The organism is Gimesia sp. (genome assembly GCF_048262075.1).
Taxonomy (GTDB): Bacteria; Planctomycetota; Planctomycetia; order Planctomycetales; family Planctomycetaceae; genus Gimesia.
Map to the genome: position 1 here is coordinate 195,769 of NZ_JBLXFK010000005.1, position 23,617 is coordinate 219,385.

The window sequence follows — 23,617 nt, forward strand, 5'->3', positions numbered from 1 at the left end:
AATGCCCTGCGGCTAATGGTGGTCACCTCGCGGTCGACAGGGAGGTGAAACAAGGGAGTAGAACAGAAAACGCCATCTGGTCAATTACAGCAAACAAAATTAGCCGCACGGCGTTAGCCGCGGTTTACGCCAATCTATATTTCAACCACGAAAAACACGAAACCGTACGAAAGAAAAAACAAAGGATGGTACCGGATGCAATCCGGTACGAGCGTAGCGAGCAGGAAACTGTCAGAGTAAGCAAACTATTCAGAAACAGGAAACCAACTTCGTAAGGACACCCTCATGGGTCCGCACCCTACAGAAACCAGGTTCGGAAAATCGCCAAACGTTCGAACACATTCACTCACAACCTCCTGTTGTCTGCGACAACCTCGGATTACATCCGAGGCCACCCGATTTTTGTCGGGGTTCATATATTTTGGTTTACTACCACGAAAAACACGAAACCGCACGAAAGAAAAAATAAAGGGTGGTACCGGATGCAATCCGGTACGAGCGCAGCGAGCAGGAAACTGTCAGAGCAAGCAATCAATTCAGTAACAGGAAACTAACTTTGTAAGGGCGATCATATGTGTTCACCTTACAGAAGCCAGGGTCGGAAGCTCATCGATCGTTCGAATACGTTCACTCACAACCTCACTGTTGTCTGTGACAACCTCGGATTACATCCGAGGCCACCCGCCAAAATGTATGTTATCTATAAGTTATTGATCGTTTGCCTCTACATCCAATCCATTCTTTAAATCCAGGATAAAAGAAACCCATAAATCTGGTGGGTCCATACAGGCGTTGCCATATATCAATCCCCCTTCGATCTGCGTGATTTCGATACCATCAATGGCAATGTCACGACGCCAGAGCTCTGTTCCATTCATCGCAATGGCAACGATTTCAGTATAAGTTGTAAGCAAAGCGATTTTTTCGTCGGGAGAGAGAATACAGTCGCTGCCAAGTTCATCAAAACAGATCCAACTCTCAGGCTGATCGGGACGGATAAAATATGCAGCACCGCCGGCGATAACGAACATTGCCTTCGCAGCATTCCATTCGATGATCCTGGTCGCATAACCATTGCCTGTCTGCAGATTGCCGATCCATTCATTCCCGGAATCTGATCGAAAACGGACTACACATCCTTCTGTCCAGGGAGTTGGATTACCGGTATGTGGGTGCACGGGAACAGGACCCGTTCCAGGCAAACCAGGTTCAATAGTTGCTTTCATATATTTGAATTAATTGTTTTTCGTGGTAGAAAAAAATACAATCAGCCCTCCCGAACTACTTCAACTGCCCGTCGATCCAGTCGGCCATTTGTTCGACTTCTTCGTGGATCGTGGGCCAGGGGTGACCGCCCCCTTCTTTGATGATGAACTTTACCGGGACCTCCGCTTTCTGCAGGGCGGCGACCATCACCCGCGACTGTTGAATCGGCACCATGAAATCTGCTGTGCCATGGATGATCAGAAACGGAGGCAGGCCCGGTTTCACCAGGCGGGCCGGGGAGAACGCGGTTCGCAGTTCGTCCAGGCGGCTGGCGTCAATCGTTTCTGAACCCTTGGGCGTGATCAGGCGGCGGATGGATTGCGCCAGTTGATCTTCGCCGCTGATGTCGATTTTGAAGCCGCCATAGTTCATCAGATCGGTAGGCGGAAAAAAGACAGCCACCGCTTTCACCCGTGTTTTGGCTTTCGCATCCGCCGCGGATACCGCCGCCATGCAGGCCAGGTGACCGCCGGCCGAAGCACCCAGCAGCGCCAGTCGATTCGGGTCGACCTGGTATTCTTTGGCATGTTCTTTGACCCACACGATCCCCCGATTGACATTATCCAGCATCTCGGGTCCGTTAAATTTCGCGATCGAACCGGGTCGGATCGCAAACACTGTGTAACCCCGACTGCAGAAAATATCGAACATCCGCGCCCGCTTGTGATCGCGGATTTTTCCCCGGTCCGAGTGATACGCGCCCGATGCCACATCCACGATGCCCAGCCCATTCGGCTGGGAGCGGGGCGTAAACACATCCAGCAGCAGGCCCACGCCATGTACTTCCGCATAGACCACATTTTTCTGCTGCTGATAAGGCAGATTGGCAGATTCATCTGCTCTAACCGAAGAGATACAAAGGAGTAACGCAAACAGAGCGACTGCCGATACGCAGCGAATTCGGGGAACACACAACATCAAATCAGGCCTGACATGCAAATAAAATATCGAAGAACGGACACCAATACGAAATCCGTTAAATAAAACCAGCGGCTGTCCCGTATCATATCAAAGGGAACACGGCGACTGAAACAAAAAATACTGATCCGGCGGGATCAGACAACGGTTCATGATTCTTACCGGAAAAGACTCGCATTTGTTTCAAAAAATCCCCTAAAATAAGAAAAGAGCGCTTTATACTGTGTCCAGTTTTATTACGACGTCTCCAGGGACCGTTAGACCGAGTAGATTAATGCCAGCGATGCGATACTAAAGTGTGATGCGCTCTGGAGGACACACAAATGACAGGTAGAACATACAAGCGAACCCCGCAGATTTCCCGCCGCGATTACCTGCGCCTCTCCGCCATGGGTGTACTCGGCACAGGCATGTCGGGCTGGCTCAGACGACTGGCTGCAGAAACTGCTGACAACCCGCAGCGCAAACGCAGTTGCATCCTGTTGTGGATGTCCGGTGGACCCAGTCAGACCGATACCTTCGATCTGAAACCACAACACGAAAACGGCGGCCCGTTCAAAGCGATCGATACCGACGTGCCCGGCGTACAGATCTCCGAACATCTGCCTCAACTGGCAAAAGTCATGAAACACCTGGTCCCCATTCGCTCGATGAGCACCAAAGAAGGAGACCACACCCGCGCCACCTATCTGTTGCGCACCGGCTACCTGCCTTCCGGCCCGCTCAGCTATCCGACGCTTGGCTCCCTGCTGAGTAAGGAACTGGGAAATACACACGCAGAACTCCCCAACTTCGTCAGCATCGCCCCGAATAAAACGTTGAGTCCCAACGCGTATGGCCCCGGTTTTCTGGGACCGCAGTTCGCACCACTGGTCGTCGGCGAAGGAACCGGATTCGTGCAGAACGATGATGCGAATGTGGATGCGGCGTTAAAGGTCAAGAATCTGACTTTGCCCACCGGCATTACGCGTCAGCAGGCAGACGAACGCTTATCCATTCTGAACGATCTGGAAACCGATTTTGCCGCCACGCATCCCGGCACACCGACGAACAGTCATCGCAGCGCCTACGCCGCCGCGGTCCGCATGATGCGCTCCAAAGCCATCGAAGCCTTTCAACTGGACCAGGAGCCGGATATGCTCCGCGATGCTTACGGCCGCAACCGCTTCGGGCAGGGTTGTCTGCTGGCCCGCCGCCTGATTGAACAGGGAGTCCCCTTTGTGGAAGTCTCGCTCAACGGCGTACAAGGGAGTAGCGCATTTGGCTGGGACACACATCAGCAAAACTTCGAAGCCGTCAAAAGTCTGAGCGAAGTCCTCGACCCTGCCTGGGGGACCTTGATGACCGACCTCGAACAGCGGGGGCTGTTGGATTCCACGTTGATCGTCTGGATGGGCGAATTCGGCCGCACACCCAAGATCAATCAGAACACGGGCCGCGACCACTTCCCTGCTGCCTGGACTACAGTGCTCGGGGGAGGCGGTATTCGCGGCGGTCAGGTCATCGGCAAGACCAGCGAGGACGGTATGAAAGTCACCGACCAGCCCATCGTCGTTCCCGATCTGATGGCCACGATCTGTACGGCCCTGGGCCTTGATCCCCAGCAGCAGAACATGTCCAACATCGGCCGCCCGATTCCCCTCGCCGACCACGGTGCCAAACCGATTCAACAGATCCTGAAAAGCTGAGTGAAGTTCACACAAAAGACAGGGTAAGCCCGGATGCACATCCGGGCCGAGCGCAGCGAGCAGGAAACTGTCAGAGTACGCAAACTATTCAGAAACAGGAAACCAACTCCTTAAGGACACCCTCATGGGTCCGCACCCAACAGAAACCAGGTTCGGAAAATCGCCAAACGTTCGAACACATTCACTGACAGTTTCCTGTTGTCTGTGACAACCTCGGATTACATCCGAGGCCACCCGATTTTCGTCGGAGTTCATACATTTTGGTTTACTACCACGAAAAACACGAAACCGCACGAAAGAAAAAATAAAGGGTGGTACCGGATGCAATCCGGTACGAGCGCAGCGAGCAGGAAACTGTCAGAGTAAGCAATCAATTCAGTAACAGGAAACCAACTTCGTAAGGACGGGCATTTATGCTCTCACCCTTGCACAAGCGGGTCGGAAGCACATCAAGTGTTCGAACCTTTTCACTGACAGTTTCCTGTTGTCTGTGACAACCTCGGATTACATCCGAGGCCACCCGATTTTAGTCGGGTTCATACATTTTGATTTACTACCACGAAAAACACGAAACCACACAAAAAAAAGAATAATGGGTGGGCCCGAATAAAATTCGGTACGAGCGTAGCGAGCAGGAGGTCGCAGCTCACTCAATCAATCCAGATTCGATTTCCTATCATGTAGAGATCCATTTTCGAGTATCAACCAGAAACTCCACTTCAATACAGCCGAAGCAGGTTTCTCTCACAACCTCCTGTTGTCTTTAACAATCCCGAATTACATTCGCGACCACCCGCTGTTGTTATCTCTCACCTACCAGATGCTTTCGTGTTATTTCGTGCTTTTCGTGGTAGAAAAAAACGAAACCAGCTCCCATTCAGAAAATACTGTAGATCACAATCTGAATCGCCAGCGCCAGGCAGGCCCAGATTTTCAGGTTCTGATACCAGTGCGTGGCGTTCTCTGCCGTCGTGGTTTCGCGGGGAAGACGTAACACCCAGATCAGGACAGCCACCAGGGTTCCGACAAACAGCAAACGCACGGCGGACATCGGAATCTGTACCACCAGATCGCGCACGAAATTTCCTATATGATGCAGCGGCGTCATGCGGTTTCCTTTCGCGGTTTGAGACTGAACACCAGCCCTTCAATCTTTTCGTCCGGCTCGCGCTTCGTCAGCAGGCTGATGATCACAATCAGCGAAAACGAAACCACAAACGCCCAGATGGAAAAGTAGAGGAACGGTTCAGAAATCTGAAACAGCGGCTCCATCCCTAATGCCACATAGACCGATTCCTGATTCAGCGCGAACAGCGTGATCGAAAAACAGACCCCGACAATAAACCCGGTGAAGGCGGCTACGCCTGTCGCCCGCTTCCACAGTAGGCCTGTTAACAGAATCGCGAACGCGGGGCCCTGAAAGAACGCCATCAGTGTCTGGAAAATCGTGTAAATGCCTTCGCTGCGGGTCATCAGAAAGAAGGAAAAGCCGATCGCCCAGAGGACCAGCAGAAACGTCACCATGCGGCCGATGTTCAACAGCGATTCATCACTGGCGTCTCTGCGATAAAAGCGTTTATAGAAATCGTTGGTCACAATCGTCGATGCCGAGTTGAGATACGAGTCGATACTCGACATCAGTGCCGCCAGGAAGGCTGCCAGGAACAGCCCCTTCAGACCCGTCGGCAGCAGATGCGAAATCAGTTCGGGAAACGCCTGGTCGCCGTCCGTCAGTTCGGGAAATTTCACGAACGCGATCAAGCCGGGCACCGCGACAACCACCGGTACCAGGTTTTTCAACAGTGCACCCCACACATAGGCGGCTTTCGCGTCGAATTCACTCTTTGCTCCCAGCGAACGTTGCACAATCGCCTGGTTGCCAATCCAGTAGGCGGGGCTCAGGATCAACGCCAGGCCAAAAAAGATACCCGTCCACGGAAACGGCGTGTCGGCATCTGCAGGCAGAATGAGCGACGTATGCGAAACATCAAGGACTCCTGCCGCCGGTGCTGCTTTCGCTTCCTGTTTTTCGACGACAGCCGCCTGCTTCTCACTTTGAATCTGTTCCTGTTTTTTGATCTCCGCCTGAAAATTGTCGATGCCTCCCAGGTCGATGATTCCCAGTACAAGCACCAGCAGGCAACCTCCGATCATGATCACACATTGAATCATGTCGGTATACACGACCGCCGCCAGTCCGCCGGAAATGGTGTAGATGCCGACCAGGAACGCGGTCAGATAGATGCAGGCATTGACGGTCATTCCCAGGTGCACGTGCATCATTTTCGCGGAAGCCAGCAGCATGATGCCCAGGTTGCACGCCATAAAAATGATCCAGCAGATCGCCAGCGCCGAGCGGACCGCGACATTGAACCGGCGTTCCATGTATTCGGGAATCGTGGTGACGCCGCTCCGCCAGAAAAAGGGAATGAACACGAAGGCAGCGATGATCATCGCGGGCACACAGCCGATCCATTCGAAATTCGCGACCGCCAGACCATGCTGATGCGCGGCTCCCCCCGTGCCCACAATGTCGACGGCACCAATGTCGGTTGCTACCAGCGACATGCCAATCGCCCACCACGGCAGCTTGCGTCCTGCCAGGAAGTAATCGGAGCCGGTCTTGATTTGGGAACCGATATACAGACCCAGGCCCAGTGTTCCGATCAGATATGCGGCGATGACGGCAAAATCGAGGAACGACAGTGACTGCATGAGGAAAGAACCCTGAATGACATTCGAAATCAGATGGAGTGAGCGACCGGCTGACGTGATTCCTACGATACAGCGAACCCGTGCAAAAATCGACCGTCACCGCAGGAAATCAGCAGAGACATGACAGCAGACGTTCAGCGGTCCTGTTTCGTTAATGCGGCTTTGATGTGGGGCAGCAGCAGATCCGCCACCATTCGCTGACCTTGGGTATTGGGATGCATGCCGTCCAGCAGCAGATCATCGGCGGCCTGGTTGGCCTGTTTGTCATAGTTTTCAAAAGCCGCGTAGACATCGACGAGCGGCACATTTTCCTCTTTCGCAATCTTCCGCACCGCAGCCGCATACGATTTTAGCAGTACATTGAAACCCTGAACATCTTCGGGATCGTAAGGCGGTTTGCCATACAGCTTTTTCAGGCGGGGAATCCACCGTAGCGAGTTCGGCGTCATCAAAATCACGGCGACCTGTTTCTCTTTGAGCTGTTTGATCATGTTGCGCAGGTTGGCGGCGTACTGTTTCACTGAAACACGCGACTGGGTTGCAGGCGGATCGCGCCAGACATCGACGGCGGAATCATTGATGCCATATTGAATCACCACCAGGTCAGGATCATGCTGCAGCACATCTTTCTTAAACCGGCCGACCGCCTGATGTGTCGTGTGTCCCCCGATGCCAGAGTTGACCACTTTAACGGGAACACCTGCCGCGGGAAGGTCCTTCTGCAGAAGCATCGAATACACGACCAGCGGCCCCCGCGTCGCCGTCGTCGAATCACCAAACGTGACGATGGTCGGTTTGTCCGCTTTCGCCGGTTCTTTGTCCGCCGCCATCAGGGGAGAACCCAACAGACAACTCGTCAGCAGTGAGAAACAAAACAGGAAACGCGCAGTACGTTGCATCATGATTTCAGCCTGTCTGTGAAAAAGCAAAAACTCAGGTTGGTATTTACCGTGGAGAGAGCCATGTGGCTGATTTTATCAAGGATGCCAGCCAGAGTGACTCATTAGCCCCGGTTCTGCCACATATGTAACAACAGATCAAATAAGGAAACACGACCCAGGTAGTTTTAGTCAATCTATTCAGACTAAACCAGACGGCCCGCGGTTTCAATTGTTTTCACTGCAAACAGCCAGCTTAAAAGAGATGTCCCAGCCCCCGATCACGGCGGCAGCTGGAGAGTTGCGCCAGGTGAAAGGCGAAGTGATTCGTCAGCAGCAGTGCAACCGCATGCCCTACAGTTTGCACGGGGGTCCCTTCAAAAAACTCGATTCCATGTGGCCCCGCAACATCGTCGGGCTTCGCTTTCGCTGCCATTGACTGCAGAGTTTCATAAGCCTGATTGAGCGACGTAATCAATGTATCTCGCGTCAGAGAGTCATCCGGCTGAACCTCATCGCTCGAACCGGGTCCAAACAGCGGCGCCCATGTTGGATGCGTCAGGCTGCCTCCCAGAAATGTCTGTCCCATTTCGCCGACAATTGCCAGGTGACCAAGAATCCAGACCGGCGGATGACCGTGCCCGGCACCCCGCGTATAAAGACAGTCCTCCGGCAGATCCGCCACGATGGCCGCGAACTGTTTCAACTGCAACTGATTTATGACAATTTCGTTTTCAAACATGGTTTGTCTCTACTATTTGATTAGGAAAGTTCAACTAACTTAAACTCTTTTCATATTTGATCAATAATACTTTCTAAAGTATCAGGTAGCCAGTAGAAAACAGGTCATATAAACTTAGATGGATCAGACCATTTTACTATTCATAATCGATGGCGATTACGCTGAATGGAAAATGCTGCTTCTGGGAAAAAGTTTGGGAAATATTATGGGTTGAACTTTCTCGCCAATGGTGTGTCTCAAATTAATTGAGAGTTTCACTCCTTTTTCCAACTACTGAAGTAAAACATATTTTATAGGAATTAATCGATGCGTCGCATAAGCATTAACAGTCCCAATAAGAAGCTAAGAGGCTTACGACGTCATTTTCGTGAACTTAAAAGGTGGGCTAATCTGATTAAAAATAGACGGGAGATTAAACACGGAGAAAAATATTTCAATATTAAAGTTCCCCTCCCTCTTTCTATTGTAGAAGGACCAAAGACGCGCCCTAAAATCCAGGCTGATGTTATCAAAGAACTACTTAACGCAGCCAGAAATCTGGCGTGTCAAGCACCGCCTGCCAATTGTTCATTTTATCGTATCGCTGTGCTATTGAACTTTCCATCAATGTTTGACAGTGAAGTCACACAGTTTTTTGATGAGGAATATTTTAATGGGTTCGTTTATGAGAACGGACTTCCAGACACACAACGTCCCAGTCAGCAGTTTTCCATCAAAATTCCTGCAGAGTTCGATATTGAGTGTGGTTGTCGCGTGTCTGTCCAAGATGAGGAATATAGCTACGTGGGTAATTGTTGGACAATCACTTCGTCAACGCCACACTCTCCACCCACAGACAACAACGCCAACGCACAACACACCTGGTCGGTCTGGCGGCAGGGGGATGATGGGAATCGCTTTCTGATTGAAGCAGGGCTCTCGGAAGACGTCGCGAAACAGAAGGTCGCGGAGTTCGAATCGCATGGGCACAAACAGCTCTACTGGGCTACGCAGTCGCGTTAAGAACATGCGCAATAAAAAAGGGCTGGAAGCCCAAGCTCCCAGCCCTTGTAGTACTAAGTACTCCTGTTCGTGTAACACTTACAATTGGGTTACAAGATCCGCAACTGACTACTCAGACGCGAGCGTCTGTCTTGGGTTCATCAGCAGTGACTTGCTCCCAGTTTTAATTGTTATACACGCTTAGTTCGGCAGCGCGAGTGACGAATCTTGAACGCTCATCACAAAATTTTCAGCAGAAATGGTGTGCCGAAAAAACTGCCGTCACGATTTTACTGAATGGTAAAACTGTTTTATTCCGCTTCCGTTCGCTTGCAGATTTTCCGATGCGTATCGGCTGTGAATTTCAAATGCATTTTACAGTTCGGGAATCGGTTCGTCGGCTTTGATGTCGACCTCTTCCCAGTTTGCCTGACCGTTTTCATAACGCAGAATCCGATGCTTGCTGCCCGGTGCAGGCTTCTCATTCACGGTAGGCAACCAGGCGCGATGCTCTTCGATCAGCGTGGCATAATTGGGATCACCGCTCAGGTTGTTCCATTCTGCCGGATCCTGTTTCATGTCATAAAACTCTTCCGATCCGTCCGCGTAATGAATGTACCGATAGTTCTCTGTCCGCACCGAAGTGTTATTGCGGTTGTGCGAAGTAATCGCGGGCCACTTGCGGGGCGTGTTCGCATCTTTCAATTGAGGCACCAGTGAGTGGCCTTCCAGATCCGTGCGGGGAGGCAGGTCGCATAGTTCGATCAGCGTGGGATAAATGTCCAGCAGTTCGGCCGGTTTCTCGCAGACCGCATTTTCCGTAATCCCCGGACCGGCGAAAATCAAAGGCACCCGCGTCGAACGTTCCCACAGCGTATTTTTTCCCGTGATCAGTTTTTCACCCAGATGCCAGCCATGATCGGACCAGATGACAATGATTGTGTTTTCGTCCAGGTTGTTTTTCTCGAGTGCATCGGTCACACGTCCCACCTGACTGTCGACAAAACTGGTGCATGCCAGGTAAGAACGGACCAGGTTCTTCCACTGATTCGCTTCCTGCAGAAACTTGAAGCGGGGCTCGGGCAGTTTCCAGTGCAGGTACCAGGAAAAGCGGGGCGTGTCGTCGCGGTCGGTTGCCAGAAACGGGGGAAGCTGCAGCGTCTCTTCCGGATACAGGTCGAACCACTGCTGTGTCGCATAGCAGGGAACGTGAGGCAGGAAAAATCCGACCGACAGGAAAAACGGTTCGGTCGGTTTTTTGTTCAATTGATCGACGGCCCAGCTCGCGACTTTCCAGTCCCCTTTGTCTTCGTCTTTATGAGGAAACGTGCCCCAGTCGACCAGCGGATGCGGGTTGGGTGTCTCGACCAGTTTTTTGGGAGGTTTTACTCCCACGCCTGGGGGAGGACCGATGACCGAGAATTCCTTGTCGGTTTTCCTGCGACCATAACCGCCATGATAAATTTTGCCGGTTGTGTAAGTTTTGTAGCCGTTCTGTGCCAGGTATTGAGGCAGCGAGACCCGGTCTTTAAACTTTTCAATCGTGCGGAACCAGGGAGCCAGCCCATATACGCCCGTCGTCGAAGGCCGCAGCCCCGTCATCAGACTCGTCCGCGAGGGATTGCAGAGCGGCGACTGGCAGTGGGCATTCGCGAACAGGGTTCCTCTGGCTGCCACCTTATCGATGTGCGGTGTTTTAATCTGCGGATGCCCTTTCAGACAGCCGATCCAGTCGTTCTGGTCATCAATGGCAATGAACAGAATATTCGGCTTTTGAGCCGCCTGCAGGGGAGTATAAAACGAGCAGAATAAAATGATCATCAGCAGCAAGCGCATCCGAAGTTCCTTTCGATGAATCCTGAAAGCATAAAGAAATGAAGCAATGATTTATCATAACGACTGGGGAGAGCGAAAGAAAATGCCTGTATTGATTTGCAGAGAGAGAATTGGCCTATTACAGAATTACAGCTGGAAAGCATAAACATAAGTTGATATATTAGTCGATACCTATAAGCAGACGGTTTTCTTTGGCTCAGGTAAAATCATGCTTTCTTTCTACAATCATCACGGCAAACAGGGGCGGCGGGAATTCCTGCGCGTCGGCGGCCTGGCTTTGGGCGGGTTGACGTTGCCCGGTCTGCTCTCGACAAAAGCACAAGCCGCGGGCTCAGGTACGCTGCTGAAGAACAAGTCGGTGATCTTCCTGTTCATGCATGGCGGGCCGAGCCAGATTGAAACCTTCGACCCCAAGATGAGCGCGCCGGCTGGTATTCGCAGTGTGACGGGCGAAGTGGCGACGAAGATTCCCGGCGTGACGTTCGGAAGTACCTTTCCGAAGCTGGCGCAACAGGCCGATCGCATGTCGGTCGTCCGTTCTTACCGCACAGGCGACAGCCGTCATGACATCAAACCGGTTGTGCATAAAGATACGCTCAACGCGAATCTGGGTTCGCTCTATTCACGGGTCGTGGGTGCCAATCATCCCGAAAATGGCATGCCCACGAATGCGGTTCTGTTTCCGCAAGCCATTGATGACAAAATGCTGCCCGCCGTCACCCAGTTCGGCAAATTTGATTCGCATGGCCTGATGGGCTCTGCATTTGCCCCGTTCGTACCCGGTGCCGGCGGCGATATGCAGTCGAATATGTCCCTGTCAATCTCCCAGAATCGACTCGACGATCGCCGACTGTTGCTCTCGAAACTGGATCGCGCCCGCTGGGCGGCTGAGAAAAGCGAAACGTTTGCCGCCAGTTCGCAACTGCAGCAACAGGCGTTCGACGTGATCATGGGCGGCGTCTCGCAAGCCTTTGATCTATCGAAAGAAGACCCTGCCGTCGTCGCTCGCTACGATACCGCTCCCCTGGTCAAGCCGGCATCTATCAGCACGCGCTGGAAGAACTACAAACGCTATATCGATAATGCGCAGTCGCTGGGTAAGCTGTTGCTCATGGCTCGTCGCCTCTGCGAAGCTGGCTGTGGCTTCGTGACGATCACCACCAACTTTGTGTGGGACATGCACGCGGATAAAAATAATGCCGGCGTCGGGGAAGGCATGGACTACATGGGTGTGCCCTTCGATCACGCCGTATCTGCGTTTATGGAAGACGTGCACGCACGCGGTCTCAGTGATGATATTCTGCTGGTCTGTTCGGGAGAAATGGGACGCACACCCAAACTCAACAGTCGCGGCGGACGCGATCACTGGGGCAATCTTTCACCACTCATGCTGTCAGGCGGCGGTTTAAACATGGGGCAGGTCATTGGCCAGTCCACGAAACACGCGGGCGAGCCTCAAACCGAACCCCTGGAACGCAAAGACCTGGTCAGCAGCATTATGCACACCCTGTTCGACGTCGGCGAGCTCCGCATTACGCGCGGCGTCCCCAACGAAATCGTGCAGGTTGCCACCGCAGGCAAACCGATTCCCGGCCTGTTCTGATCGAACCGATCGGCTCATCTCAGACCATGCTTCTCATTTCTGCAGCGCCTCAAGGACCCGCTTCCGCGTGGCATCATCCAGTTTTCCGTGTTCAATTTTCTGCGTGACCTGTTCCAGAACGTTCACGTCTTCACCGGATCTTTGCTGGACTTGATCAATCTTATGTTTGATGTCTTTGATGATCGAATCAAAAGAGAAGGGATTGCCGCGCGGATCACTTGAGCGGATTCCCCCCTGTTTCGAATCGTCGCTGGCACTGTGCTGGTGAGCCGACATTTTATCAAGATTTTTAATGCGTAATTCCAGTTCGGCGACAATTTTCTCAGGTGTATAACCTACTTCTTTCAGTCGCGCTTCAATGGGATCTTCCTCTCCCGCACAGCCTGCAGCAATCGCGCAAAGCAAAAGGAAGCTTACTGAAAAACAGACACGCGCTGATCGTACTGACATAAGTGAGGCCCAATATATAGCTTAAAATTCGCTGATCACTTCACGTTGATTTCTGGTTCCCAGCGCCCACCAGGTATTCAAGTCGATGGAGTTGGAAATGAATCGCACGGAGCCATCCATCATTGCGACCTGGACTCCCCCGGTATGATCACTGGAAGGACTGATTCCGGAATCGCCTTCATGGCAGCGGAATGTGTCACTGTAGTAAGAGGGAATCGAAATCGTATTGGGTGGAAAAACGTGTGTATAAACATGTTTCTGCCACGAGTCGGTATATAGCCATGAGTGGCCTTTATATTGACTCCAGCTTGACCAGTTGACATACCCCGTGAGTCCGTCTGAGACCACCTGGTCAATGTAGGCATCATACTGTTCAATCATGGCGGAGTTGGTGTAATACAGATTGCGGCGACGGTCTGGATGATCTCCGCTGCCATCATTGACCAGCGATTCTGAGATTGCCGCGGTATTGGAAAGCCCATCGGTAATATCGCTGAATCCAAATGCAGCGTTTGTAGTGGACCGCCAGTTGGAACTGTAAGGACCTGCTTCGTTCATGCGGGACATTGAAACAATCCCTTTTGAGGATGGCGGTGCTGCAGCTCCCGTGGAAGGTTGACCCGGAGAAAGTAAATTGCGCGGTCGGCCGGCATTGGCGACATAGCTGAAATTCGCGGTAGAGACCACGGTGTTGACGACCGATTCGCTGGGGCATCGAAACAGCGGAACTTCAATCCGTGCCAGACCTCCCAATACAGAACTGTTATTGGCAATCCCACTCCAGGAGTCACCCAGGCCGCACGTTTCAAAGGGGATCCGATCATAAATGTTACCCCGATCCACAAACGGCAGCAGGCCGACATACCAGGAAAGATTTCCCGACCCGCCATTGCTCGCGCCGTCATAATCGTCTGAACCCCGATGCATATGCAGCGGGGTGGTCAGATAGTTGTCATGATAATTGTGAATCGCCAGGCACAACTGCTTCAGGTTGTTTTTGCATTGGTTGCGACGGGCTGCCTCACGCGCCTGTTGAACTGCCGGTAACAGGAGGGCCACCAGGATTCCAATAATGGCGATCACCACAAGCAGTTCAATCAGCGTGAATCCAGCGCGATTTTCTCTCGAAGCAGGGGAGGTCTTCATCTGAGTATACTCCGTAATGAGTCAGAGATTGAAGGAAATATGTATGGCAGTATGTGGGGTGTGAGCCCTGTTTCCTGCACACATTACGGCGGATTCATGGTGTGACAAGAGCGATTAATACAGATACCACAATATTAAAAGGATCTTAATGCAGTCTAATGGTTTCTTAATCTGCGATACGCGGCATGTTTATAAAGCGGATCGATTTTCTGAAATCCGTCTGCGCACCGGATCTGTACGGCATCGAAGAGAGACCTGGGGAAGGCAGTAATCATCTGTGTGTCGTCAGCAGTCCGCTATTTTTCCACCACGATTTCCACGCCCGACAACAGCGTGCGCCCTTTGATCGCAGTCAGATCCACTTGCAGACTGGTTGAGCAGCGAACGCCCTTGAATTCCCGGACGATCGCCCGGTTCGCGCCGCCGGCTGCTTTGACTACATCCAGTTCCGGCAGCACCGGTTTCCCCTGAAGACTCACGTCGAACACACGTTCGCCCGGCTTCAGATCCTGGGGCTCCAGAAAGTAAAGCCGGACCGTATAACTGCGTTCCGGCGTGGGAACCGGTGAAAGCGTCACTGACAATGCGGATGCTCCTTCCACTCCCGAGGCGGCCACCCATTTCAAATCGCCTTCTTCAACAAAAGACGAATGCTTGTGATAGTACTCCAGATCAGCGCCGCTGAGTTTGAGCGAGACCACAGGCGAGGAGCCTCCCACGCTGGGGTAGTCCAGCCAGAGTGTGCCGTTCTCCGCCTGGCGATCGCCGGGCGCACCCAGGTTGACGCCCAGCTGCTGCACCTGATCCTCTTTGGCGTTCATCGCCAGCGCACTGTAACTCCAGACTTCCGAATCCGGTACATGGGTCAGCGCCAGTGAAGTAAACAGCGAGTAACCACAACTGCAGCCATGCGCCATGTTCGGTGAATTGAGCACGCCGTTCGCCGGTACCAGGCTGTTGCGACAACCGGTGCGGAAGCCTTCCAGGCGCGAAGTATTCGCACTGTCGATATCGCAGAACCCGGCGGAGCTCGCGCGGAAGGTCATCAGGTGCGGACTGGCAATCGCGTAATTGCAGTGATGTCCCGCCTTGGTGAACTCCCACGGAATCGGTTTGCCGGTGATCGGGTTCGTACGCAGAATCGGCTCGCCGGTCTCCAGATCATAAGACAGGCCGGGACCACGCTGGTCCAGAATGCGGTCATTCCAGATGATGACCTTATCCCAGAGCGTTTCGGGATGCCCGCGAAATCCCTGGCCGGTCGAATATTTTTTCCAGAGTTCCGAACCATCTTTGCCGCGAAAGGCTGAGATTCCATCGCGGTTGGTAACCAGCATCACATCTTTCTGATCGCTATAGGAGAGCCAGGTCCCCACGACGTCCGTCTGATGTTCCCAGATCAATTTACCGGTTTTCAAATCGATCGCTTTTATAAATCGTTCCGCCAGCGCATTGGGAATTTTACCGCGGCGTTTCCAGTCCCCATAAAAGTTTTCCAACGCGCCATCATAAACATAAATCCGGTCTCCACTCAAAGAGACGACGGGAAAACTCATCTGTGCCTTGTGTGTCCAGATGACTTCCCCGGTGTGGCGGTTGAGCGCCACCAGTTCCAGCGGGAGTAAGCCGTACTTTTCACCAATCTTTTTTGAAGTCCGGAAAACCGACGTTAACAGCAGGTCTTCATGTATACGGATGCGTCCCCAGCGGTCATCAGCATGGGGCAGGGTCATCTCGGCCAGCGTTTTCCCTGTTGCCGGATCAAGCCTCACGCAGGTGTTCTGACTGGTGACCAGATAGATACTGTCTTCGAGGGCGATGAAATGATGGCCGACCAGTTTTCCATCATAGCTCTGACCGCGACGTCCCGGGCTGTCTTCCGGCGTTTCTTCCAGAGGGATCATCCATAGAATCCGCCCGGTATAGACATCAACGGCCGTTAATTTCCCGGGTCCCTGCAGAAACATTCGACCTTCGATCACCGCCATACTGGGGCCCCAGTCATGACGGTTGTAAAACAGGTCGCCGTGGCCCGCAGGTCCGCCAAACCAGAGCACGCCCAGCGGTGCTTTCACCAGTTCATCGCGGGACATCAGTGTGTTCGAGGCATCCCCGTACTCGTGGGTCCAGTTTGCAGAACCGGGCAGGGCACCGACGCGGGTCAACAGGGTGAACCCTTCCGCTTGTTTGAGTTCCGCGCGAGGCAGATGCTTCTCCTCCACCGTGGTCGCCAACTCTGCGTATTCTGTTTCACCCAGGTTCAGACAGGCGGTCCCGCCGTAGGGACGCAGCGATTTGTAAACCGCCTTCCAGGTATCTGCATTCAGCGACCCACCCAGCGCACTTAAATCTTCGGAGACGATGAGTTCCGCCATGTAAGCGGGAAGTTCAAATGTGAGCGGATTGCCCTGGTGTACGACGACCCGTGTTCCCAGCAGACCTGCCGCATCGTATTTCGCCCGCAGCGCTGCCACTTTTTGTGCATCCGGTTCGACTGCAATCAGAGTCAGCTTTGATTGATCGATCAGTTCTTCCAGCAGACGTCCGCTACCGGTTCCCAGCACAAGACCATATCCAGCGCCGGGCTGTGTCAGTGAGAGCAACTGGCTGGTTTTTTCGGTCCAGGCATCCTGTTGCGCAGTCAATGCGCGTTTCTGTGCAGAAAACGTATGTGGTTTAATCGGTTTGTCTCCGAAACAAAGCAGGTCGCCTGCTTCGGTCACGACGACCAGTGCACCATTCGCGGCAATCATGGTGGCTGGTGTGCCGGTGATGGATTGTGTCCAGCTAATGTCAGCGGCTTTGCCATCTTTTGCCAGATCCAGCGCGAAAATCATCTCACCCTGATGGCCATACAAACGAGTGCCGGCTTTCAAATCAAGCTGCACCGGATGTGCTTTGACCCAGGCTTCCCATTCCGCTTGAGGCAGCTTCTGCTGTGGAGGGATAGGCAGACTCCAGAGCTGATTGAGCACTTTTTTCTTCACGACTTTACCACGGCGGTCTTTTGATTCCACTGTCTTCAGATTTTTCAGATCGTAGGCAACTACATTGCCGGCGCGGCCAAAATAGACAATTTCTTCCGTCAACACGGGAAAACGGGCATCCACTCCCAGATCCTGGCTGGTGTCCATTCGAAAAGAAGAACCGCCATGAAAAATGTAGGGGCCGACAGAAGCAACATGATAATTGGTTACCCGGTTTCCATATTTATGTGTGATGAACTGATCCGTTTTCAAATCAAGACAGGCAGCGACCGAACGGCCACAGGGAATCAGCAGCTTATTTTCATTCTTGACCAGGTAACCCTGGGGTGTCACATCCGTCAATGTTTTGATTTCATGTTCCGGCTCAGAAACCGCTGCCCCTGTTTCTGCATCCAGTGTGTAGAGGAAGGTTCCCTCGAACGGCCATACGCCACAGGTGAAATAAATCTTACCCTCAGAAAGCACAGCGCCTCCGCGAATCGGCCAGACCGAAGCGAGCCGTTCATTCGCGAGCGCTTTCCGCGCGTTCGGGGCCGCCTGGAATTTCCAGTTCAGTTTTCCGTCTGCTGTATTCAGACAATAAAAACCACCATCGTCGGCTGAGAAGTAAACATTTTTGCCCGAAACCAGTGGCGCGAATCGGACCGGGCCATTCGCGAAATACTGCCACTGTTGTTGACCGGTCTTGAGATCAAAGGCGCTCACACTGTCATTACGCGACGAGCTGACAAATAGAGTCTGTCCGGCGATCACCGGTTCGTAGTGAGCATCAAACTGGATGCGGGGATCTTCAGGCCAGGCAGGCTTGAGCGGCCCCAGTTGCCGTGTCCACTGTAGATGCAGGTCTTTTGCGAGTTGCTCGTCCGTGGTTGCCGTCCGCCGTGCATCTTTCCGCCAGGTCGGCCAGTCTTCTGCTGCAGCGGAGGACAGAAACAGCAACCCGCTGAACAGGCTGTAGCAGATAAAAGCAGTAAGACGCGTCACAGGGAAAGGCATTCATCAACTCCTGAACGAACTTTTTTATGTCGGACAACCAACCATCAATCATCTCTGATCTATTAAAAGTAACGGAGTGAGTTTGGTTTTAACAGGCAGGTCTGCCAACTTCATCAGTTTTTCATCCACGGTACGCACAAACCACTTGTCGCGGCCGCTGGAAAAATAATCCTTGACAGACATACTATGTCACACATAGTATGTAAGTAGCTGAGTTTTCTCTGATTCCCATTCGTGGAAGGAAGCAATCATGCGCATCGAACGCGAACTGATGCGGGGTGCCGGCCCGGTAGCGGTTTTAAAGCTGCTGGAAGAGGGCGCGAAATATGGCTATGAGCTCGTGGAGGCACTCTCCGAACAGACGGGTGGCGTGCTCGACATGGGGCAGTCCACGCTCTATCCACTACTCTATAATCTGCAGTCACAGGGGCTGATCCGTCCCAGCTGGCAGGAATCGGAGAGCGGCCGCAAACGCAAATATTATTCGCTCACCGCCAAAGGTAAAAAACGACTGGCCAGCGACACCGCGCAGTGGGTCGCCGTCACCAGCGCCATGCAGAACCTGGGCATCCTCTCCGGCACACAGCCCAAGTTACGGGGAGGGGAAGCATGAACGTCGCCTCCGCCTCTCGACCCAAATGGAAACAGATTCTGCACACACCGCTTTCTCATCTGCTCCGCGGTCAAATCACCGGTCCTCAAGAGCCCCTGGAACAGCTCGATACGAGTGACTTACCTGGGAGTCTGGTCGAAGCCATCCAGGCCATCACAGATCGCCTGGACGGTCGGCTGCGCTGGAAAGTTGCGATTCGTCTGGCCAAATCCTGTAGTAACCTGCTGCGCGAAGGTTGTGCGGTAACCCAGTTGGTCGAACAGTTGAGTGAACCGGAAAGTATCGCCGCTTTGATCCGCGCGACGCACAGGACCGACTGGATTTTGAATGCCCCTCTACCGGCCCGCTTATGGCCCACCGTCGAACGAATTGTCGCCAATCAGGATGTGAAAACACGCGCTGCCCGCCAGATGCTGAACCGCGTCTGTCAAACGCTGCAGTGGCAACTGGACGGCGGTCGCACACCAGAGGCAATCGCAATCCAATGTGGTGATGCGGCAGCATTGAGCGGCCTGGTTTACGAAACGCATTCGCTGGGAGAACTGCTGGAATATCAGCTGTCCGAGCCATTGCTGGCAGTTGTCCTGAATGTCGTCCGGCAGACCCGGCTCTGGCCTGCGGAAAAACGGGATGTGGCCAGGGAACTTTGTGCGCACTTCGCCGATGGTCTTGAGAGGGGAGAAAGCGAAGCAGCGCTGATCGAGTTGTTCGGCTCTCCAAAAACCGCCGCGAAGCTCATCCGCCGCGCGCGGCTGCGTAATCGTCCGTTCCGCTGGCGCGCCCGCCGCCGGGCCTGGCAGTCGCTGGGAATACTGTTGATCCTCATTCTGGTTCCCTGGTCCATAGTGACCGTTCGATTAATGGTCGCACGCCCCACAATCAAGTTCGACATAGTTCAACAACTGGATGAGCAGAGTCGCACGATTCCCCGGGAAGAGCGGGCGTGGCCCCTCTATCTGCAGGGGCTCTCAATGTTGACAAAAGTAGATCGAATCAAGTCGGCAAAACTCAATCTTGCCGGGATGTCTGATGGACCTGCCGGCAAAAACTGGCCTGATGTGAAAGAGTATCTGAAATCACATTCCCAACAGATCGATATGTACCTTCAAGCATCCAGCCGCCCCGCACTCGGGTTTATCAATCGACCTCAGGCCAATGATCTCAATGAATATCGGGACTTAAACAGACCATACGAAGCGAATCCGGCTGGTAATACAGACTTTAACATTTATCTGCCGCAAGCTGATGCACTGAGAAGTAACGTCTTCTCCCTGTTGACCGGCGGGATTCATCTGGCAGCGGAAGAGGGGAATGCAGAACGCTGTCTGCAACTGTTGCTGGCGCGTATCAATGTGGTTAAACATTACCGACAGTCGGGCCCCTGGGCGATCATCCAGAGTAGTGCAAATGGAGAGGCAGGTCGTAGCGCACGACTGGCTGCAGAGATCGTAGAGACATATCCAAATTTGTTTAATGATCGACAGTTAAAGGTTCTCTTTCAAAAAGTGCAGCAGATGCCGATGCCGCCACTCAATATCAGTGAGACCCGAGAACAGGATGTTCAGAATCTTCTACAGCATGCCTACACAGACGATGGTAACGATGAAGGCCGATTTACAATACATGGTTTCCAGAGCTTGCAGACACTGGCAGAGAGTTCCATTCATGATCGTAATCTGTTGCTCTCCACGATTCCGTCTCTGGTCAGGCAGGATCTAAAAGAACCAGAGCGAAACAGCTGGATCCCGTTTCAGGTCAAATCAGGTTTCCTGGCGATGCAGATCGCAGATCGCAAAGAGCTGCGTCGTGAACTGCTGTATTTAAACCAGCTCCTGAGTGAGGCGATTACTAAAGCAACGCCAGAGGCAGAGAACGCTTACAATAAAGAGTATCATCGCCTGATGGATTCCCCCGAGTTGCGGCTCAAATATCTCCCTGCCTTATTGTTGATGTCTCCATTCGAGTCCTACACTTTCATGAATTTCCACAAGAATTCGGTAACCCACCGTGCGGCAGCATTGACGATTCTGGCAGCCGACCTGTATCGCCGGGAGCACGACCGGTATCCGAAATCACTGCAGGAACTCGTCCCCGCGTATTTCTCCGAAATTCCCGTCGACCCGCAAACGGGTAAACCATTACTTTATCAGCTCAAAGACGGACGCCCGGTCGTCAAAGCGTCAAGCCTGCCAGATACGACTGGAAACTGAGTGTCGTCAGTCGCAGGCGCAATCAGCACCATTAAGTCGTCTTGCTGGAATCATCCAGCTCAATCACCTGTCGCACTTTGACCGCAAGTTCACTGCGGCTGAATGGTTTTTGCAGGAAGATGATTCCGTCCTTCAGGACTCCATGATAGGCGATGATATTCACCGTGTAGCCTGAGATGTATAAGACCTTCAGTTCGGGGCGAATGATTTTCAGCGTGTGAAACAATTCTTTCCCATTCATTTCCGGCATAACCACATCAGTGATTAAGAGATCAATCCGATCCTGAAAATCCTGCGCTAATTGAATCGCTTCGTGGGGAGTCGTCGCCGTCAATACTCGGTAGCCCAGCGATTCCAGAATGTCGCGGCTGGTGTGGGCCAGCATCGCTTCATCATCAATCAACAGGATCACTTCACCGTGCCCCAGCGGTGTTTGTGTCGTTTTTTTAATGATTTTTGCTTTCTCTCCACCAGCCTGTCGACGAAGAGATATTTCAAACCGCGTACCGGTTCCTGGTTCACTGCTGACATGAATCAGGCCTTTGTTCTGTTTGATAATCCCATACACGGTAGCCAGTCCCAGGCCGGTTCCCTTGCCCGATTTTTTGGTTGTGAAAAAAGGTTCGAAAATATTCTTCAATGTTTCCTCGTCCATACCGGCACCACTATCGCTTACTGCCAGTTGTACATATTTGCCGGGAACATAGCCCGGATGCTCCCTGCAGAATTCTTCATCATATTCAACGTTCCGTGTTTCCATAATGATTTTACCAATATCAGGGATCGCATCGCTGGCATTCACACACAGGTTCGCCAGGATCTGATCGATTTGCGAGGGATCCATTTTTACCAGCCCCAGTGATTTTCCAGGCAGCCAGATAAATTCGATCCCCTCACCAATCAGACGTCGCAGCATCTTGATCATATCTTCAATGATTTCATTCAGATCAAGCAGTTTAGGCTCTATCACCTGCCGACTGGCAAATGCCAGTAATTGTTCCGTCAGTTCTGCAGAACGTTCGGCGGCACTGCGAATTTCCACAAGGTGTTCGTACAGGGGATGTTTCGTATCAATGTCCAGCAGTCCCAGGCCGACATGCCCTAAGATGACATTCAGCATATTATTGAAATCATGCGCCACACCACCGGCCAGTCGGCCAATCGATTCCATTTTCTGAGACGCGGCGAACTGCTCCAGCAACTTTCGGTTTTCTACTTCCAGTAATTTACGCCCGGTGATATCTTCGGTCAACATCACAATACCACCAATGGTATCCGGAGATTCATGCCAGGGTTGAATCACCCAGCGGAGCCACTGTGCAGAACCGTCCGCGCGAGTGAAACATTCTTCGTTACGCAGGACGGCCCCAGCCAGCGCCTGCTGGTGCGCAGCTTTCCAGTGTTCCGGGATCTCAGAGAAGATTTCATAATGCGTTTTACCGAGCAGGTTACGATCGGTCAGACTGTAATCCTCCAGCCAGCGCTGGCTTGTTGCCAGATAGCGCATCTGGCGATCAAACAAAGCGATCGCGATCGGTGCGTTTTCAATAAATGTATGTAGATCATGCTCACTGAGACCGAGTTTCGGTGGAGGGATCTGTTCAACAGATTTTGCATGCAGCTGATAGAGGGCACCCGTGACTGTTTCGTTCTGCTCGATCACGGGTGAGATCTTGCCGGCAATCAGGTGTTGTGCGTCATGCTTTACCTGCAGAAAGGTCTGGTCGGAAATGCCTACAGTCTGCCGGGATTGCAGAACGGGTTCCAACAGTTGGGTGTGATCGATCTGTCGGGACTCTTGTGACAGTAGCAGGATCTCAGAAACGGGTTTGCCTTGCGCGTCACTCTGCTGCCAGCCTGTCAGCCGTTCTGCAGCGAAGTTCAGCAGGATGACCTGTTTGTGAAGATCAACCACGATGACCGCATCCGCCAGTTGCTGTAGCGCGGCTTCGTACCAGTCAGTGTCTGGTTGAGTCATTTGAGAGAACCCCAGTCGGAAGAATATCCGTAGAAAATATATCGTAGAGGAATTCCGGACTGGGTACTGTAAATAGAATCACGGTGAAGTTGTAGAACCAGGCCCGGGTTGATTTCAACTATAACGAATTGATTTGAGGAAGGATAGAAAAAAAATGAGAGCCCGATGTGAGTTGGGAATGTCCGACGCGAAAACCGTCTTTACCGGGTGACTCCCATAATTGCCTGCTCGACATGATTGTGAACCTGGCGGGCGTGTACTAAGATGAGCACTGCAATTTCAACAGTCAGATTCTTTTCAGGAGCAGATCAAGCCATGATCACCGTCGGCATGAACTATCACGTCATCGAAGGCAAACAGGAATCATTTGAAGAAAAGTTCGCCAGCGTGCTCACCGCCTTGAATGGAGCGGAAGGCCACGACAATTCCAGCCTCTGGAAAGATGTCGCCGACGATGCCTCGTACATGATCACCAGCGAATGGTCCGACGAGCAGGCGTTCAAAGACTTCATCCAGAGCGACGCCTTCCGCGCCGTCACTAACTGGGGCAAAGAAGAAATTCTCTCCGATCGTCCCCGCCACAAAATTTACAAACATTAAATATCAGTGA

Annotated in this window: 17 protein-coding genes; 6 read left to right on the plus strand and 11 right to left on the minus strand. The window is 52.5% G+C overall.

The features are described 5' to 3' along the window. Window positions 1-707: 707 nt before the first annotated feature. Complete coding sequence (locus tag ACN0YH_RS12550) at window positions 708-1,226, minus strand: hypothetical protein (protein WP_417379908.1); 519 nt, start codon at window positions 1,224-1,226, stop codon at window positions 708-710. A 55-nt stretch (window positions 1,227-1,281) separates the two neighbouring features. Continuing rightward, window positions 1,282-2,184 (minus strand): alpha/beta hydrolase fold domain-containing protein, encoded by a 903-nt coding sequence (locus ACN0YH_RS12555; RefSeq protein WP_417379909.1) that lies wholly within the window; start codon window positions 2,182-2,184, stop codon window positions 1,282-1,284. Window positions 2,185-2,507: 323 nt separating this feature from the next. On the opposite strand from ACN0YH_RS12555, the gene ACN0YH_RS12560 reads away from it, so the two are divergent. Beyond that, entirely contained in the window at window positions 2,508-3,872 is a 1,365-nt protein-coding gene (locus tag ACN0YH_RS12560; RefSeq protein WP_417379910.1) for a DUF1501 domain-containing protein, read from the plus strand. 877 nt (window positions 3,873-4,749) lie between these two features. Here ACN0YH_RS12560 and ACN0YH_RS12565 read toward each other — a convergent pair. From ACN0YH_RS12565 to ACN0YH_RS12580, 4 genes are all read right to left on the minus strand, one after another. Further along, window positions 4,750-4,980, minus strand: a complete 231-nt coding sequence (locus ACN0YH_RS12565) for a hypothetical protein (protein WP_002644904.1) — start codon at window positions 4,978-4,980, stop codon at window positions 4,750-4,752. Further along, window positions 4,977-6,587, minus strand: coding sequence for a sodium:solute symporter family transporter (locus tag ACN0YH_RS12570; protein ID WP_417379911.1), 1,611 nt, complete (start codon window positions 6,585-6,587; stop codon window positions 4,977-4,979). Before ACN0YH_RS12570 ends, ACN0YH_RS12565 begins: the two co-directional genes overlap by 4 nt. A 134-nt stretch (window positions 6,588-6,721) precedes the next feature. Next, window positions 6,722-7,489 carry an SGNH/GDSL hydrolase family protein gene (locus ACN0YH_RS12575; protein WP_417379912.1) on the minus strand — a complete coding sequence of 256 codons (768 nt, stop codon included), beginning with the start codon at window positions 7,487-7,489 and terminating at the stop codon, window positions 6,722-6,724. A gap of 232 nt (window positions 7,490-7,721) precedes the next feature. Then, entirely contained in the window at window positions 7,722-8,207 is a 486-nt protein-coding gene (locus ACN0YH_RS12580; RefSeq protein ID WP_417379913.1) for a DinB family protein, read from the minus strand. Between the two features lie 306 nt (window positions 8,208-8,513). Between ACN0YH_RS12580 and ACN0YH_RS12585 the strand changes: the two genes are divergently transcribed. Continuing rightward, a complete protein-coding gene (locus ACN0YH_RS12585; protein WP_417379914.1) occupies window positions 8,514-9,209 on the plus strand; it encodes a DUF3916 domain-containing protein in 696 nt (231 codons plus the stop codon). Between the two features lie 354 nt (window positions 9,210-9,563). Here ACN0YH_RS12585 and ACN0YH_RS12590 read toward each other — a convergent pair whose 3' ends face one another. Next, a complete protein-coding gene (locus ACN0YH_RS12590) occupies window positions 9,564-11,024 on the minus strand; it encodes a sulfatase (RefSeq protein WP_417379915.1) in 1,461 nt (486 codons plus the stop codon). Between the two features lie 208 nt (window positions 11,025-11,232). Between ACN0YH_RS12590 and ACN0YH_RS12595 the strand changes: the two genes are divergently transcribed. After that, complete coding sequence (locus ACN0YH_RS12595) at window positions 11,233-12,627, plus strand: DUF1501 domain-containing protein (RefSeq protein WP_417379916.1); 1,395 nt, start codon at window positions 11,233-11,235, stop codon at window positions 12,625-12,627. A 33-nt stretch (window positions 12,628-12,660) separates the two neighbouring features. On the opposite strand, the gene ACN0YH_RS12600 is transcribed toward ACN0YH_RS12595, so the two are convergent. From ACN0YH_RS12600 to ACN0YH_RS12610, 3 genes are all read right to left on the minus strand, one after another. After that, a complete protein-coding gene (locus ACN0YH_RS12600; protein ID WP_417379917.1) occupies window positions 12,661-13,077 on the minus strand; it encodes a hypothetical protein in 417 nt (138 codons plus the stop codon). A gap of 21 nt (window positions 13,078-13,098) precedes the next feature. Then, a complete protein-coding gene (locus ACN0YH_RS12605; protein WP_417379918.1) occupies window positions 13,099-14,223 on the minus strand; it encodes a DUF1559 domain-containing protein in 1,125 nt (374 codons plus the stop codon). A gap of 296 nt (window positions 14,224-14,519) precedes the next feature. After that, entirely contained in the window at window positions 14,520-18,206 is a 3,687-nt protein-coding gene (locus ACN0YH_RS12610) for a PQQ-binding-like beta-propeller repeat protein (RefSeq protein ID WP_417379919.1), read from the minus strand. Window positions 18,207-18,456: 250 nt separating this feature from the next. Between ACN0YH_RS12610 and ACN0YH_RS12615 the strand changes: the two genes are divergently transcribed. Together ACN0YH_RS12615 and ACN0YH_RS12620 are read left to right on the plus strand one after the other, a co-directional pair. Next, window positions 18,457-18,819: a PadR family transcriptional regulator gene (locus tag ACN0YH_RS12615; protein ID WP_417379920.1), complete on the plus strand. Its 363-nt coding sequence runs from the start codon at window positions 18,457-18,459 to the stop codon at window positions 18,817-18,819. After that, on the plus strand, window positions 18,816-21,029 hold the full coding sequence (locus ACN0YH_RS12620; protein ID WP_417379921.1) for an HAAS signaling domain-containing protein: 2,214 nt from the start codon (window positions 18,816-18,818) through the stop codon (window positions 21,027-21,029). The genes ACN0YH_RS12615 and ACN0YH_RS12620 overlap by 4 nt, the downstream gene beginning before the upstream one ends. Before the next feature lie 31 nt (window positions 21,030-21,060). On the opposite strand, the gene ACN0YH_RS12625 is transcribed toward ACN0YH_RS12620, so the two are convergent. Beyond that, on the minus strand, window positions 21,061-23,007 hold the full coding sequence (locus ACN0YH_RS12625; RefSeq protein WP_417379922.1) for a PAS domain S-box protein: 1,947 nt from the start codon (window positions 23,005-23,007) through the stop codon (window positions 21,061-21,063). Between the two features lie 315 nt (window positions 23,008-23,322). On the opposite strand from ACN0YH_RS12625, the gene ACN0YH_RS12630 reads away from it, so the two are divergent. Next, entirely contained in the window at window positions 23,323-23,607 is a 285-nt protein-coding gene (locus tag ACN0YH_RS12630; RefSeq protein ID WP_417379923.1) for an antibiotic biosynthesis monooxygenase family protein, read from the plus strand. Window positions 23,608-23,617 lie beyond the last annotated feature (10 nt).